We start from the raw sequence: 16760 nt of genomic DNA, 5'->3' as shown, positions 1-16760 counted from the left end.
TTAAGAGAACAACCCGGTATATCTTACATTCATTTCAATACGCACAAATATGGCAACCCTGATCATCATTATTTTTATACTCGGTTACGCCGCCATCGCGTTCGAGCATTCCCTGAAGCTGAACAAAGCGGCTTCCGCGTTGATCACCGGCGTACTATGCTGGGCCGTATATGTTTTACAGGCCGGTTCAGGGCATGGGGCGCATGAAGCCTTGCTGGCTCACCTGGGTGAAATTTCTTCGATCCTGTTTTTCCTGCTCGGAGCCATGACCGTTGTTGAATTGATCGATATGCACAACGGATTCGATTTCATCACACAACGCATCCGCACGAAAAAGAAAGCAACCCTTCTGTTCCTGATCACGGGCATTACTTTTTTTCTTTCGGCATTGCTCGACAATCTTACCACGGCAATTGTGATGACGTCGCTGTGTTCGAAGTTGTTGAGCGATAAAGAAGACAGGCTCTGGTTTGCAGGCATGATCGTGATTGCCGCCAATGCCGGCGGCGCATGGTCTCCACTGGGTGATGTAACAACAACCATGTTGTGGATCGGTGGACAGATCACTGCATTGAACATTATCAAACAATTGTTGTTGCCAAGCGTCGCGGTATGTATTGTTCCGGTATTGATATTGGCCTTCCGGTTCAGGGGAAAAACGATCGGGGATAACAATTTACCGGGTATTACGAAGGAAGAAAAACAGGATGGCCGCATCATGCTGTTTACAGGTATCGGCTTGTTGCTGTTCGTTCCTGCTTTTAAATCGCTTACCGGGCTGCCTCCTTTCATGGGCATGTTGCTTGCGTTGGGATTGATGTGGATCGTAACCACGAGGCTGCACAAACAAAAAGAATCTGAACAGGCAGAAAGATTCACCGTTACCAGGGCATTGGAAAAAATCGATACGTCCAGCATATTGTTTTTCCTGGGAATACTTCTTGCCGTGTCTGCACTGCAGGCTGCCGGTGTGTTAACGCAACTTTCGGGCATATTAAGCAGGCAACTGCACAACGATTATGCGATCGGGATAACGCTTGGTTTGCTTTCAGCCATTGTGGATAATGTGCCGCTGGTTGCGGCTGCGCAGGGCATGTACGACCTGAACACATACCCCACTGATCACATGTTCTGGGAGTTCCTGGCCCTTACCACCGGCACGGGCGGAAGCGCCATCATCATAGGCTCGGCGGCAGGGGTTGCGGTAATGGGTATCGAGCCCATCGGATTCGGATGGTACCTGAAACGCATCAGCTGGCTGGCACTGGTTGGATTCGCGGCTGGCGTGCTGGTGTACATGTTAGGTCGTTCCCTGCATTTCTAATCGTATATTAATCTAAGGTTTACTACCCGTTAATGCCCCGGTTATAGGTTTACTTTTTCAATAGAAGTTTAATCCTAAAAACCAGGCACATGAAAAACAAAATAACCACCGCACTGATTGCGCTGTTCCTCGCAGGAAGCGGTTATACGCAAACCACTGCTGAAGGTGTAAAGCAGTTTCAATACGAAAAACCATTGGCAGCCGAACAAACCTTTTCGCAGGTGCTGGCAAAGAATCCTGCAGACCTGGAGGCTTTGTATTGGCTGGCAAGAATACAACTGGTTGCCGCGCCCGGCACAAAAACGAATCCTTTTCCCGTTATGACGGAAGCGCTCAGGTCACAACCGCTCGGCAAAGTGATCCAGGGTATCCTGCTGCTGAAACAAGGTGATACGATACAATCAACAACTCTTTTTAACGACGCAATAGGTACGGCAAGGAAAAAGGATCCCGCGATCCAGCTCGCGATTGCAGACGCATTGATCGATGCACCAAACGGAAACCTGCCTTACGCTATGGCACTGCTCGACGAGGCTCAAAAAAAAGACAAGAAAAACGCATCAATCTTTATTGCAAGGGGAGATGCCTACCGTAAACTGTACAACGGTTCAGATGCATTCAGAAATTACCAGGCAGCCGCTGCACTTGCCCCGGCCAACCCCATTCCATATTATAAAATTGGGAAGATCTACCAGACACAGAACAATCCGGATGTGTTTATGGAATATTATAACAAGGCCATTGCAGCCGATGCTTCTTTCGGGCCGGTTTATTACCAGCTCTATTACTACTACTTCTCGAGAGACGTTAACCGTTCCATGGAAAACCTGCAGAAGTACATTGCATTGTCAGATCCCGGTATAAAGAACAGTTACATGCTTACCGACCAGTATTTTGTTTCTAAAAAATATGCAGAGGCAGTTTCGGAAGCAAACAAGATCATCGCATCGGAAGCAGACCAAACCAAACCGCGGATTTATAAATTGCTTGCACTGAGCTATGATGCATTGAAAGACAACCGTAATGCAGGCGAAAATCTCAAATTGTATTTTGAAAAAACAAACGACAGTTTATACACGGCTGACGATTTTGAACTCATGGCAAAAGTTGCCGAAAACAACAAAGAAGATTCTTTGGTTACGGTATGGTATGAAAAAGCACTTGCGTTGCAGAACGATCCTAAGAAAAAAGCCGATATCGTAAGGAAGATCATAGCTTTCGATAAGAAATTAAAACTGTACGACAAACAGGCGTACTGGTTTGCGCAACTGCGTTCACTTCCAGGTGAAATGAGCAATGTAGACATTTTCAACTGGGGTGTAGCCAATTACAACGCACAGAATTATGTTGCGGCAGACAGTGTGTTCGGCATCTATGCAACCAAATATCCCGAACAGACTTTTGGGTACTACTGGCGTGCAAGATCGAATGCGGCAATGGATACTGCTATGGAAACAGGCCTTGCTGTTCCACATTATGAAGACCTGATCCGCGTTGCTTCGAAGGATACCGTAAATGCAAACAATAAGAAATGGCTCATACAGGCATACGGATATATCGCTGCGTTTAAAGTAAATACAGAGAAAAAATACGACGATGCACTGGCTTACTACGATAAAATTTTACAGCTGGATCCGGGTAACGATGATGCTGATAAATACAAAGACATCCTTGAAAAAATGATCGATTCCAGAACAGCTGCAGACAAGCCAAAGGAATAAGATCTCTCATTGCTGGTTATATGGCCGCCGGGAGATTTTTCTCCCGGCATTTTACTTTTTTAAAACGGATAAACCCAATAGAAATGGTTACTGTGATCATACCGGCTTTGAACGAAGAAAATACGATTGAACAGGTTATTGCGCTCGCAAAGAAAGATCCACTTGTGTCGGAGGTGATTGTTGTGGACGACAAATCAAAAGACGCAACTGTGGCCATCGCGCGCACGGCCGGCGCCAAAGTTATTACCAGCACGAAACTCGGCAAAGGCACTTCGATGAAAGACGGCACTACCATCGCACAAAATGAGGTGATCGTTTTTCTTGACGCCGATATTGTTACCTACCCGGAAAACGTAATTGAATTACTTGCTTCGCCCATACTTTCAGGCGAAGCCGATTTTACAAAATCCTACTTCTCGCGACAGGCCGGGCGGGTAACGGAGCTGGTTGCCAAACCCTTGCTTAATATTTTATATCCCGGGTTTCCCACTTTTCAACAACCGCTCAGCGGGATGATCGGTGGACGAAAAGCCTTGTTTGACGCCATTGAGTTTGAAGACGGATACGGTGTCGACATCGGGCTGCTGATCGATATGTACATCCTTGGTGCAAACATCAGGGAGGTTCACATCGGGAGGATAATGAATGATATGCAGTCTTTGGAAGAGCTCGGGAAAATGTCCAGAGAAGTAGCGCGTACGATCATGAAAAAATCAAAAGGAAAAGCAGTGCAGAATTTAGAAACCTACGAATACATACAAGTGATAAGGGAACAGATGGATTACGCAATTCATGAAGGGTTGATGTCGCTGAAAAAGATCGCCGTTTTCGACATGGACAATACAGTGTTTCGCGCCAGTTTCATAAGAACGGCGGCAAACGCGTTTGGGTTCTCGCAGGAGCTTGCCGCGATCGTTAAAAACAATGCAGGGAATCCGATCATACGAACCAAACAGATCGCGCGGCTGTTAAGGGGGCGTACGATCGGCGAATTGCTGGAGATTGCAGACAGCATGGAGGTGACACCCAGCCTCGCTCAAACTATTGCAAAACTGAAAGAACAGGGTTATATTACAGGGATAATCAGCGACAGTTATGATTGTATTACCAACCATTTGAAAAACAGGTACGGATTTGACTTCACCATTTCAAATGAACTCGAGTTTTCTAAAAGCATCGTTACAGGCGAGGTGAAAATCCCTTCGTTTTTCGTGGCCGGGGAGAAAAGCATGTGCAGACACGATTATTGCAAACTCAATGCGTTGATTGCCATCTGCGAACGGTACAACGTTGACCTGAAGAACACGATTGTAATAGGAGACGGCGAGAACGATATTTGCAGTATCAAAAAAGCAGGGATCGGCGTTTCATTCTGTTCCACCTATGAATTTCTTGATTCGGTGGCAGATTTTATTGTGAAAGAGCCTGATTTTGATTTGCTGATCCCGATTATAACCTGAATAAAATGAACATATTATTAGTTGAGGATGAAAGAAAGATTGCAGATTCGCTGCAGAAAGGATTGCAGGAGCTGGGGCATGAGGTGTCGGTAGGTTACGATGGCAAAATCGGCGAAAAGCTGTTTAACCAGCAGCCTTTTGACCTCGTGATACTGGACATCAACCTGCCGGGGATCAATGGCCTCGAGCTCTGTGCAAGAATACGCAGCCGCAATAAACACGTACCTGTTTTAATGCTGACCACTTTTGGGTCGGTACCGGATAAGATAGAAGGTTTTAACGCAGGGGCAGACGACTACATGGTCAAACCTTTTTCGTTTGATGAGTTGATCGTTCGGATCCGTGCGCTTTTGAAAAGAAGTACGAGCGACAATATACCTGTTGGCAATGTTCTGCATTTCTCAGATCTCGAAATGAACCTGGATACAAAAGAAGTTTCCCGATCGGGCAAAAAAATCGCCCTGACCGCTAAAGAATTTCAATTGTTGGAATACCTCATGCGCAACAGCAAAAGGGTGTTGAGCCGCGCAGCGATTGGTGAAAATGTATGGGACATAGACTTCGATACCAATACGAATACAATTGACGTGTACATCAACTACCTCAGGAAAAAAATTGATAAGGATTTTCCTGTGAAGCTGATCCATACGCAGGTAGGTTTTGGCTATGTTATGAAAGAACCCAATTGAGCATGAAAGTAAGATTGAAAATCACGTTAGCCTCTTTGCTGCTCGCCTTTACTGTGCTTGCCGCTTTTGGCATTGCCACTTACTATACCACTGCGAGCCAATACCAGCGTGATTTTAATAGGCGATTGCAAAACCGGTCGTTAACCGTGGCCAAACTTTTATCCCGCCTTCCTTCAAATGATTATACGTTCCTTTCGAAACTGGACAGCTCAACAACAAACATGCTGGTGGCAGAAACCATCAGTATTTTTGACAAGGAAAAAAACAGCCTTTATTATTTTTCAAGGGCAAAAACACCTTTTGTTTCGATTGAACCGGAGCTGCTCGACGAGATCCTTGAGAAGAAAATTGTAAATACTTCGGAGGGTAAGAAAAAGCTGGTGGGCATCTATTATGATGCTTCTCCCAAACCAGTGATTGTGGTTACTTCAGCCATCGACCAGGCCGGCATCAACAACCTGCGTGAACTAAGGTACAATCTGCTGATCTCTTTCCTGGCGGCTACATTGGTATCTATATTGGCCGGGTGGATTTTTAGCCGCGAGCTGCTCAGGCCCGTAAAAAAGATAGCTGAAACGGTAGATAAGATCTCAGCCACCAATATCGAAAACAGGTTACCGGAGCTGCCCGCCAAAGACGAATGGAATATGTTGTCTGTTACATTCAACAACCTGTTGCATCGCCTGCAGGAGTCTTTTGAGATACAGGGCAGGTTTATTTCAAACGCATCTCATGAATTGTCTACGCCGCTGACCTCGGTAATCAACCAGATCGATGTTACCCTTCGTAAAGAAAGAACCAACGGTGAGTACCTTAAGGTATTGCGATCTGTGCAGGCCGATGCACAGCACATGACAGACCTTACGCAGCAGCTCCTGGTGCTGGCAAGAACAGCGAGGGGTGGAGCATTGCAGACCACCGGTGTACGCATGGATGAGGTGTTGATGGAAGTGCCCTCCCTGCTTAAGAAAAACCATCCGGAGTATGCTGCCAAAGTTTATTTCGATGAAATACCCGATAACGAAGATCTCGGTATAGTTGCCGGTAATTATGAACTCCTGTTATCTGCATGCAGGAACATAGCGGAGAACGGTTGCAAATATTCCCCGGATCATACGGTTCATATTTCATTGTCGTTTGTTGAAGGGCGCATCGTCATTCTTTTCAGCAACATCACCGACACCTTCAATCCCGACGAGATCGGCATGATCTTTCAACCTTTTCAGCGGGGCAGCAATGCATCGGCGGCGCCTGGTTATGGCCTTGGCCTGTCGCTTACAAGACGCATCATACTCCTGCACAAAGGGGAAATCAAGGCTGAAATAAGCAACGACAAACGCCTGGTTGTTTCGGTAATACTTCCTTCGGCCTCGGCAGGCAAATACTAATTCATTTCTAATACTTTTCTTAGAAACGCTTTACCTGCACAGTGTAGTTTTAATAAAATTCATACACTATGGAAAAGCTCGTCAGGCGTATTTTGATGCCGGTAATACTGGATGCAGAATTCCTCCCGGTTATTAAACAGGTAGCAGCGTTGGCAGAAAGCCATAATGCGGAGCTTCATCTTTTGTATGTGGGTGATCCTGCGGTTTACAAACCGCAGCTTTGGTGGTTTCATCCGAAAGTGATACCGCTTGGGTTAACCAGTGAAAAAATGGCCCTGCTGCAGATGTTGAAAGAGATCATTTGCAGGGAGCACGATATCTCCGTAGTTACGGCAGTAGAATGGGGGAAATGGAGAACAACCGTTCTCAATCATGCTGTGTCGATCGGGGCGGATCTGCTTGTGTTGAATGAGACAGCCGTTCCTAAAACAAGGTTCCCGGCACTGAAATCAAACCTGGAATACATACTTGAAAAAAGCCACTGCCAGGTGATCACTTTATTCGCGGCAAAGGCGCCCAGGGACGCATGGAAGCAGGTGGTGATCCCCATTACAGATTTTGTTCCTGAACTACGCCTTCGTACGATCATGGATACGGCCATTTCGCAGAAGATGAAAATTCACCTGGTCACAGTTGGATCCGGTGAAACAAGCAAACGTTCCACAGACTTTTATTTTCTTACCGAAACGTTGAAACGGTTAAAAATTGCATCGCATTTACAGGTAGAATGCAAATGTCTCGATCATAACTATTCGCCGCTGGATAGCTTCCTGTCTTATGCAAGATCGGTTGGTGCCGACCTTCTGATGACGCGTATGTCTGCAGCAGACAAAGAAGCGCTTTGGGTCAAGGACCTGAATTTCCATGTTGCCTGAAAACCTAACTGCAATCTAACCGCGTTCTAATTCCCTGTTAATGCCTTGCTGCCAAATTGCAGGTGTGATCCTGATCCTGTTGCGTATTATTTAATTAAAAAAAGGATTATGTACAAGGCTTTCTGCAACGCGCTCATGGTTTGCTGTATCCTGTTTTCTCTACCTGCTTATAGCGCCACTTATTATTCCCGTACCAGCGGAACATTCAATACGCCGGGAACATGGTCGGTAAACCCGGGTGGTTTTCCAACCAATGGTGCAACACTTGCCAATGGTGATATTTTTATCATACAGAACAACCACACTGTTACGATGAATGCGACGCGAACGATCGGTCAGCTCACCATCAACAGCGGCGGCACACTTGCCTTTCAAACGTATACGCTGACCATTTCAGGAAACTGTCTGAACAATGGAACGATGTCGGGCAGTACCGGACAGATCACCGTTAATACATCGACGTTCACAAATAATGGAACGTTTACCTATACATCAGGACGAATCAACCAAACCACCGGGGACCTTATCAACAGCGGTTCGATCACCGGAACTTCAGGGAGAATAACGCATACATCCGGTGACCTGAACAACACATCAACCGGCACCATTCTCTTTACAGCTACGGCTGTAATAACCCTGGGAACGGGAAACCTGGTCAATGCCAATTCGAGTGCGAGTGTGGATTTTGGTTCTGCGGCGATCACGATCTCGGGAACAGCGGCGACACAAAGTATCGGGGGTTTTGTAACAGACGGGCGGGTATCCTGCACAAAAACCTCGGGCATCGCAACTTTTACCGGAGATGTTACATCAAACGGCCTGACCATGAACGGGGCGGGTACATTGGATCTTGGTGTTGGGTTGAATCATACAACCATAGGCACGGTCATTCTTACAAGCGGAACACTCAATGGCGGTTCGAGCACGCTCAATGTAAATGTGGTAAGCACATCTGCATGGGGTGGGAGCAACGCTGCTGTTTTTGTTCCGGGAACAGGAACGGTTAACCTCGGCGCAGCAGGCGCCCAGCGATTGTCTGCCAGCGGAACGAAAACGTTTTACAACCTCACTTTTTCAAATTCGGGGCTTAAAACCGTTGTCGTAACAACCAATGTGACTAATGTTTTTTCTATAGAAGGAAGCGCGACTGCATCAGCGGCCCCGGCCTATGGTGCGTCCGCTTCACTTCGCTACAATACGGCAACGCCAAGAACAGCGGGCGTGGAATGGATCACTCCCTTTGCTGCAACCGGGGGCGTGATCATTGACAATACCGGTACGATATCGGCTAATGGTAACAAAGTTTTTAACGAAGGCGTTCCGCTAACCATAAATACCGGCGCAACCTTCAACGCAGGATCAAACGATCTTACCTTCAATGGCGATTTTATCAACAACGGAACATGGACAGCATCAGCCGGCGATGTAACAATTAGTGGCGCGGTAGGACAGGATATAGGCGGTTTTACAACCTCGGGCCAGGTGTTGATCGCTAAAACAAACGGAACGGCCATTCTCCAGGGAGATGTAAACGGCGGTGCATTTACGATGAACAGCAGCGGGGGCATATTACGCCTCGGCAGCGGCCATACACATACCTTCACCGGCACCTGGACAAACACCGACGGAACGCTGCGATGCAACACCAGCACACTGAATATAGCAGGAGCCATTTCAGGATCAGCCATCACTTTCACACCCAACAACGGAACAGTAAATTTTACCGGCGCAATGGCCCAGGCGATCCCCGCATTCAACTACAACAATATTGGCTTCTCGGGTGCAGGTATCAAAACACTGACGGGAACAACCACGGTTGACGAAGTGCTCACCATCCAGCCTGCGAGTGAGTTAGATCTCGGTACCTACACCTTAAACCTTGGCGGTGCCGGAACCCCGCTGGTTAACAATGGTGTTTTTACGGCAGGCACATCTACCGTAAACTATACCAATGCCACATCTGCCACCATTGCAGCAGTAGACTATTATAATCTTGATGGAAGTGGGGGAGACAGAACCTTTGCCACCACCGGCGATATCGGCATCGGGGGATCGTTTACACCGGGCAGTGGCAACTACACGGTAACCAACAGCACTGTTGATTTCAACAGCAGTGGGATACAAACCATACCCGCTTTTACTTTTTACAATCTCAAAGTGAGCAATGCGGGCATCAAACACATCCTTGCCAGTACCAAAGTTGTTTGCCAGGCAATAGATATCAATGACGATGCCAGTGTTGAGATCAATGCAGATGGAGGGGGTAAATTAGATGTGGTTCAGTAGGCAGGGTGACAGAATAAGAGAGGTGCCATTTTACCTTCCATCTTCCCGGGTTTAAATCTCAGTTAAAACCAGCGGGTGGCCCCGTGAAAGGCAAACACTAACTGCAATAAAGGACGCGATCGTTTGAGCCTTATTGGTTCTAAACTTCCTGTGATTCCTGGACCTCAATTAAGGCCCTCAAGCGTTTTTCATTTGCATCGCCCCATTGCCCAATGGCCAATATCACAGGAATAAGGCTTTTTCCAAACTCAGTTAGCTGATACTCTACTTTAGGCGGTACCACCGGGTAGATGGTTTTGGAGATCAACTCATGATGCTCGAGTTCTTTCAATTGCATATTCAGCACCCTTCTCGAAGCATCAGGTATCTTCCGTTGCAGTTCGCTGGGGCGTTTATGCCCTTGATCTATAAACCAAAGTAAACGGATCTTCCATTTACCATACAATACCTCGCCAACCAGGTCAAGCCCGCAATTCAGGTTCAACGGTATCTTCCTTTCTTTCATCGTACAAAATTAGCCCAATAGGCGAAGATGTACAATAGGGATAAAATTATCAGTATGCAATTCCATTTTCCGTACTTGTATAAACTGATCGTACTGCTCAATTTTGCTCATCAGAATTCAAAAAACAAAAAAGGAAAAAATGGAAAAAGAATTGAGTAGCGAGTTAAATGGCAAAATTGCACTGGTAACCGGCGGCACAAAAGGAACCGGGAAGGCCATTGCAGAAAGGCTTTTACAGGCTGGTGCAACGGTAATTATTACCGCAAGGAACGCGCCGGAAATAGAAAACAACAGCTTGCATCTTATCGCTTCAGACCTAAGCACGGCAGCAGGATCTCAAAAAGTGATCAGCGAAGTACTGTCTACTTATGGAAGATTGGACATTCTTGTGAACAACCTTGGCTCGTCGGTTACGCCGGCTGGTGGCTTTGCCGCATTGACCGATGAAGACTGGCAATCAACCTTACAAGCCAACCTGCTGGCTCCCGTGCGGCTGGACAGGGGATTTTTGCCTCAGATGATCGATCGAAAAAGCGGGGTTATCATTCACATCGCTTCTATTCAAGGCAAACTGCCTTTATATGATTCAACCTTGCCGTATGCTGCCGCAAAGGCGGGATTGAGAAATTACAGCAAAAGTTTGTCGAACGAGGTTGCGCCGAAAGGCATACGCGTGCTCACGGTTTCGCCGGGATGGATCAAGACAACAGCATCGGTAGCCTGGCTGGGAGAGATCGCAAGAAATGCAAAAAGCACAGTAGCAGAAGCGCAGCAAACTGTAATGGATGCATTGGGTGGAATCCCCTTCGGAAGACCGGCTGAACCCGAAGAAGTGGCTGAATTGGTAGGCTTTTTGGTATCACCGAGGGCAGGCTATCTCACAGGAACAGAATTCATCATTGACGGCGGAACGGTGCCTACTATTTAATAAAACAAAATCAGGAAAAATGAATTTACCAAAAGTTATCTCAGCATTAGTAAAAGCGCAAAACGAGTTTGACAGTACGGCCTACGCAAATTGTTTTGCCGAAACAGCAATCGTGCATGATGAAGGCAAAGTACATACCGGCAGAACAGAAATTGAACATTGGATAGCTGAAAGCAACGAAAAATATCGATCCACTATGAAGCCGCTCGGTTTCCAGGAAAATGGTACATCGGGCATTTTATCCGCCGAAGTGTCGGGAACCTTTCCCGGCAGTCCGCTTACGCTAAAATTCCATTTCAATATAGTTGACGGATTTATTCAATCGTTAAAAGTGACTGACTAAAGGAAGTTGGTCAATTTTTCAAGAACGAAAATTCGTTTCGTGAAACGTTGGTTCAATGTTCAATCAAGGTGCAATGCTGAAAGTCGCTACAGCAGTGGCTTTCAGCATTTCGTGAACCCAGTCGCATTTTACTGAACATTATTTCCGGACTATTCCGACGCTTAGATCGCCTGCTGTATTGTCCAGAGATGCCCGAATGGATCTTTTATTGTCGCCTGCCTGTAACCATAGTCGTAATCCTGAACGGCTGAGGTTATCGTGGCTCCTGCAGCCACTGCTTTTTCAACTACGGCGTGTACATCTGCAACAAATAAACCGATCTCCACAGTGGTATGTCCGCCGGTTGCACCGGGATCAAGCGCCTTTGCGTTTTTCGTCACTTCATGCAGGTGGAACATCGATTCCTCTATCACAAACTCCGAAACATGAATACTGCCATCGCTGTTGCCAAACCTTCTTGTTTCTGTTGCGCCAAATGCTTTTTCGTAGAAACTCACGTCAGTCGTTCCATTTGGAATATACAGCATCGGAGCAAACCCGCTTTCGGGCGCGCGGAACGATTTAAAAACCTGGACATTCATGGTTGGTCGTTTTAGATTGTAACGATTGGGGGCTTGAATTTCGATGGCTTCCCAGTTTGTACTTCCATCATTTTGCCTGAGTTAAAGTTATACAATGTACAACATCCAGCTATGCCCGGCCCGGCGAAGGCTGATTCCTATAGCAGGGGGAAGATCGATGCCGAGGGCGGTAAATCCCTTTGAAGCGATTTATCAGACCATTCAGCAGGATTTTGCACGCTTAACTATAATTCTGTAATTTTGACTTTTAATTCTCCAGATCAGCATGTGATATTTTATTTCTTTCCAATGAACCCAAACTGCTGACCGCAATTGCGGCACAGCGATTTTGTATTCTTTAAAGAAATAAACATGCTTAGCATACAAGGGCTGTCTTATGCCTATCCCAATGAAGAACTGCTGTTTCGGGATGTCAATCTTACGCTTCAGGACCGCAACAAAATATCACTCATCGGGAACAATGGATCCGGGAAATCAACATTCCTGCGAATTGTAATGGGGCTTACAAAGCCGCTCGACGGAACCATCTTTTCCGATACACCACCTTTTTATGTACCACAGCATTTTGGACAATTCGAGGAGCTGCCTGTTGCCGATGCAATGCAGGTAGGTGAAAAATTGCAGGCGCTCAGGGAAATATTGGACGGTAATGTTTCGGCGAACAATTATTTACTTGTGGATGATGACTGGACGATTCAGGAACGATGTAACCAGGCACTGCAGCATTGGGGATTGACCGGTATGGATCTTGGCCGGAAAATGGGATCACTCAGTGGCGGAGAGAAGACAAGGGTTTTTTTGAGTGCGATCACCATTCATCAACCACGCATCGTGTTGCTGGATGAACCGAGCAATCACCTTGATGGCAACGGGAGGGAATTGTTGTATGCATTTATACGGTCAACAAAAAGCTCGCTGATCGTAGTCAGTCACGACCGGGAATTGTTAAACCTGCTAAACACTACCTGTGAGCTAGGCAAGGAAGGTATTGTTGTTTATGGCGGGAACTATGATTTTTACGCGGCCCAGAAAGAGATAGAGAAGCATGCGCTTGCCTTAACATTGCGGGCTTCTGAAAAGGCGTTGCGGAAAGCAAGAGAAACCGAAAGGAAGGTGATGGAGCAGCAACAAAGGTCAGACAGCCGGGGCAAAGGGAAGCAGGATAAAGCCGGTGTAGCGAGGATTATGATGAACACATTGCGTAACAAGGCAGAGAACAGTACCTCGAAAACCAAAGACGTACATTCGGAAAAGATCGCCCAACTCTCACAACAGCTGCAGGCGCTGCGATCGAACATGGTGAAAACCGGTTCCATCAAACTGGAATTTATGCAAACAGGCCTTCACGGGGGTAAAGTATTATTCGATGCAACAGGCATCAATTACCGTTACGACGGGCAAAACTGGATTTGGAAAAACCCTCTTGATATTCACATCACCACCGGTGAGCGTGTTGCGATTTCCGGGCAAAATGGTTCAGGTAAAACTACACTGGTAAAGATCATTGTCGGCGAATTGAATCCGCAGCAAGGAAATTTTTATCGTGCCAAAAGCGATGCAATCTGTATTGACCAGGATTATTCTTTGATCGATAACCAACGCACGGTATACCAACAGGCCCAGCAATTTAACAATGGAGACCTGAGCGAACACGAAGTAAAAGCGCGGCTCAACCGGTTTTTATTCGGACAAGCACACTGGGACCAGTATTGCAGCCATTTGAGTGGAGGGGAGAAGATGCGGTTGACGCTTTGCTGTCTTACGGTCAGAAACCGTCCGCCTGACATCGTTATCCTCGATGAACCTACCAACAATCTTGATATTCAGAACATCGAAGTGCTTTCACATGCTGTTCAGGCGTATGAGGGTACTATTATTATTATATCTCATGATGTGAAGTTTGTAGAGAAAGCAGGGGTGAAGAAAATAATTGAGTTGGATGGTGCATGACAATAGGAGTAGCTCGAGATTCAGTGGATGCCGTGGTAAGTAAAATAACGTTTTCCATTTTTCTTCCCGGCAGCGTTTCATTATAACGCGTCAAAATCACAAACATCTGCGGAGACCTTCTTATACTAGTTTTCTTTAAGAATACTCTGCGGAGAATAAAAATAGTAAGCGCTGTTCGAGACGATCGGCCGGCACAGTTTCTTTATTCATTTTGAAGCAACGTTTTGCCTTATTTAATTTATAGATAATTTAGTTGAGCAATGCCCTGATGTCTTTGGACATCTCGGCCTCGTTAAACCCTATATACGTTTTCACTACTTTACCATGTGTGTCTACGAGCACTGCGCTGGGGCAACCGGTAAAGCCAAGTTTGTCGAAAAGCTTTTCTCCCTGTATCAGCATGGTATAGTTGGGTTGAAATTTATTATAGAAAAAACGAACTTCTTCCTCTGTATCCTGTATGTTAACAGTGACCAGCCGGAATCCTTCATTTATAAATGACGCCTGGAGTAAGTTGTACTTTGGCATCGCTTGTATACATGGGCCGCAGGTTCTGAACCAAAAATCGAGCAGTACTACTTTTCCTTTGAAACTGCTGTAGTTAATCATCGACTTTCCTTTTGCTGTAAGAGATGGCAGGTTGAAATCAGCCAAGGTATCACCTGGTTTTACAACTGCCTTTCTCGTTGGCGCAACGTAAGGTTTGTACCTTTCGGAATAGCTGGCATAGGCCCAGCTTGAACTGGCGGGAGCGTCTGGTTGTTCATTCATGTTGCTATAAATCGTCTTTACAAAATCACGGTCATCCACTGCACTGCGGATGTATTTTTGAACAAACATATACGGCAGGTGAGTTTTCTTATCTGTAATGAGGTGGTACTGCATCCTGCTGCCTGCTTTATCCATGTAAAGAACGCCATTGAAAATCTGGAAATACAATCGTTCAGGACAATTTAAGGTGATGTGATCGTAGTAGCGTCCATTAATCAATGTATCTCCTGCAAAACGCATTATGGAGTCGTTGGCAAGAACCAGCGGGATAGCATTGCGTATCATCGCTACCGAATGATAGAGAAAGCTGTTGTTCTCTATTCCTTTTATCGTGCGGATGGAAATGGAATCTATGGTCAGTTTTTCTTTGTTGATGTTGAAGGCCCGCGATCCGTCGAAAATAAAATTCCGATCAGCGGTGGAGGCCTGGAACCGGAAACCTGTCATCGCTTCTTTTTTTGTAAAATCGAAGTAAAGCGAAGACTCAAAAACATTGTGGTAATTTTCGCCATAATACATCGTTTCGCGAACCTGGTTATAGCTGAGTGTTGTGAGCGATTGCAACCTGGAGAGTGTGGCCCGGAGCAATTTATCCGCGCTGTCGGTTTGCTGAGATTGTGCGTTGAAGGCTGTCGCTGTCATTAATAATAGCAGTAAACGTTTCATGTTTTTTTTGTAAACATAATCGCTGCCAGCGCCTGGTGATGGTTTATTCGATGAGACTGATTAATAATTCGTGTAATGGTTGTATGGGCATCTTTGTCGAAAAAAACAAAGGCTCCGTCGAAATACAGCCATTGCAGGGGTAAGCGCAACAAAAACCAGCGGCTAATTGCGTTAGCTTTATACTATGTCTGCAGTCAGTCAACCATTCAAGTTTGATAAATATGCAAAAATAGAGATCGCATTTTTTGCTTTTGTATCTTTTTGTGTACCCCTGTTATCCGATCTTGAATATTCGTTTAACGAACAGCCGGAGCAGTTCAGTACAAGCTATTATTCGGTTAACGTGATCCGGCGGCTTGTATGGGGATCGTACCACTTTTTTGCTTACTATCTTTTTTACCTGCTCGCGATCAAGCGCCTGCTGCTGAAAAAAAAATACTTCTATTTTCTCCTGGCTTTTGCGGGCTTTGTTGTTTTCATGGAATTCTTTATAAAATACGGCATGTATGGGACCATCAGTAAAATGAATTTTCTTCCGGCGCAGTTGAGAACGGAAGCACAAAAATTCAGCCGCAGCAACGGAAGATTGAGCTTTACCATCAGTTATCTTATGTTGCAGGTCGTGCAGATGACAGCACTTGGCTATTTTGTTCACCAGGACAGGCAGGATAAGCAACTGCGCGAATTGCAGCGGCTACAGGCGGAAGCCGATCTGCGCCATCTCAAAGCGCAGCTGCAACCGCATTTCTTTTTCAATACGCTGAATAATATATATTCGCTGGCACTCCAGCGGTCTGAATTGACCGCCCCGCTGGTGTCAAAATTATCGGATATGATGCGCTACGTGATCTATGAATCGGATCACCAGAAAGTGCGGTTAAAAAACGAAGTTCGTTTTATCAATAACTATATCGATGTGCAGTCTGTACGTTACAGCGAACGTATCAGCATCCGTTTTGATACACAGGGAATCGATGATACTGCGGCAATTGAACCCTTGCTGCTGTTGCCCTTTATTGAAAATGCATTCAAACACGGAACGGAGAATGAAACAGCCGAGGGGTTTATCGATATTGTCGTTTGTCTCACGGGGCAAGAGTTTACGTTATCAGTTGCCAACTCCCGCGTACCGCAGGCTGTTTCAACGCCGGCGGGAATAGGCCTGGCAACCACGAAAAAAAGATTGGCGATCTTGTATCCTGGTAAACATTCTCTCACGATAGACAGCACAAGTTCGGTTTATAAAATTCTCTTGACCCTAATGCTTGACTAA

14 protein-coding genes are annotated in these 16760 nt (G+C 46.0%); 11 read left to right on the top strand and 3 right to left on the bottom strand.

Annotated elements, in window-relative coordinates:
- Positions 1-49 precede the first annotated feature (49 nt).
- The 7 genes from nhaD to GWC95_RS10280 all read left to right on the top strand — a co-directional run bounded on the left by nhaD (position 50) and on the right by GWC95_RS10280 (position 9743).
- Positions 50-1324, top strand: coding sequence for a sodium:proton antiporter NhaD (nhaD, locus tag GWC95_RS10310; RefSeq protein ID WP_161818619.1), 1275 nt, complete (start codon positions 50-52; stop codon positions 1322-1324).
- 89 nt (positions 1325-1413) lie between these two features.
- Positions 1414-3045, top strand: a complete 1632-nt coding sequence (locus GWC95_RS10305; RefSeq protein ID WP_161818618.1) for a tetratricopeptide repeat protein — start codon at positions 1414-1416, stop codon at positions 3043-3045.
- 83 nt (positions 3046-3128) lie between these two features.
- On the top strand, positions 3129-4505 hold the full coding sequence (locus GWC95_RS10300) for an HAD-IB family phosphatase (RefSeq protein ID WP_202630260.1): 1377 nt from the start codon (positions 3129-3131) through the stop codon (positions 4503-4505).
- Positions 4506-4510: 5 nt separating this feature from the next.
- The gene (locus GWC95_RS10295; RefSeq protein WP_161818617.1) at positions 4511-5194 is read left to right on the top strand and encodes a response regulator transcription factor; all 684 of its coding nucleotides are present in this window, start codon (positions 4511-4513) and stop codon (positions 5192-5194) included.
- A 2-nt stretch (positions 5195-5196) separates the two neighbouring features.
- Positions 5197-6582, top strand: a complete 1386-nt coding sequence (locus GWC95_RS10290; protein WP_161818616.1) for a HAMP domain-containing sensor histidine kinase — start codon at positions 5197-5199, stop codon at positions 6580-6582.
- 68 nt (positions 6583-6650) lie between these two features.
- Positions 6651-7457 carry a universal stress protein gene (locus GWC95_RS10285; RefSeq protein WP_161818615.1) on the top strand — a complete coding sequence of 269 codons (807 nt, stop codon included), beginning with the start codon at positions 6651-6653 and terminating at the stop codon, positions 7455-7457.
- A 108-nt stretch (positions 7458-7565) separates the two neighbouring features.
- Complete coding sequence (locus GWC95_RS10280; RefSeq protein ID WP_161818614.1) at positions 7566-9743, top strand: beta strand repeat-containing protein; 2178 nt, start codon at positions 7566-7568, stop codon at positions 9741-9743.
- A 139-nt stretch (positions 9744-9882) separates the two neighbouring features.
- On the opposite strand, the gene GWC95_RS10275 is transcribed toward GWC95_RS10280, so the two are convergent.
- Complete coding sequence (locus GWC95_RS10275) at positions 9883-10248, bottom strand: winged helix-turn-helix transcriptional regulator (protein ID WP_161818613.1); 366 nt, start codon at positions 10246-10248, stop codon at positions 9883-9885.
- Between the two features lie 139 nt (positions 10249-10387).
- Between GWC95_RS10275 and GWC95_RS10270 the strand changes: the two genes are divergently transcribed.
- Positions 10388-11176, top strand: coding sequence for an SDR family oxidoreductase (locus tag GWC95_RS10270; RefSeq protein ID WP_161818612.1), 789 nt, complete (start codon positions 10388-10390; stop codon positions 11174-11176).
- 19 nt (positions 11177-11195) lie between these two features.
- The gene (locus tag GWC95_RS10265; protein WP_161818611.1) at positions 11196-11519 is read left to right on the top strand and encodes a nuclear transport factor 2 family protein; all 324 of its coding nucleotides are present in this window, start codon (positions 11196-11198) and stop codon (positions 11517-11519) included.
- 161 nt (positions 11520-11680) lie between these two features.
- Here GWC95_RS10265 and GWC95_RS10260 read toward each other — a convergent pair whose 3' ends face one another.
- Positions 11681-12100, bottom strand: a complete 420-nt coding sequence (locus GWC95_RS10260) for a VOC family protein (RefSeq protein WP_161818610.1) — start codon at positions 12098-12100, stop codon at positions 11681-11683.
- A gap of 351 nt (positions 12101-12451) precedes the next feature.
- Between GWC95_RS10260 and GWC95_RS10255 the strand changes: the two genes are divergently transcribed.
- Entirely contained in the window at positions 12452-14050 is a 1599-nt protein-coding gene (locus tag GWC95_RS10255) for an ABC-F family ATP-binding cassette domain-containing protein (protein WP_161818609.1), read from the top strand.
- Between the two features lie 249 nt (positions 14051-14299).
- Here the strand turns inward: GWC95_RS10255 and GWC95_RS10250 are convergent, their stop codons facing one another.
- Positions 14300-15487, bottom strand: a complete 1188-nt coding sequence (locus GWC95_RS10250) for a TlpA family protein disulfide reductase (protein ID WP_161818608.1) — start codon at positions 15485-15487, stop codon at positions 14300-14302.
- Positions 15488-15671: 184 nt separating this feature from the next.
- On the opposite strand from GWC95_RS10250, the gene GWC95_RS10245 reads away from it, so the two are divergent.
- Positions 15672-16760 carry a sensor histidine kinase gene (locus GWC95_RS10245; RefSeq protein ID WP_161818607.1) on the top strand — a complete coding sequence of 363 codons (1089 nt, stop codon included), beginning with the start codon at positions 15672-15674 and terminating at the stop codon, positions 16758-16760.

Origin of the sequence: Sediminibacterium roseum (assembly GCF_009939005.1) — a bacterium.
Classification (GTDB): Bacteria; Bacteroidota; Bacteroidia; order Chitinophagales; family Chitinophagaceae; genus Sediminibacterium; species Sediminibacterium roseum.
The sequence above is the reverse complement of the archived record's forward strand: the minus strand, read 5'-3'. Positions and strand labels throughout refer to the sequence as shown.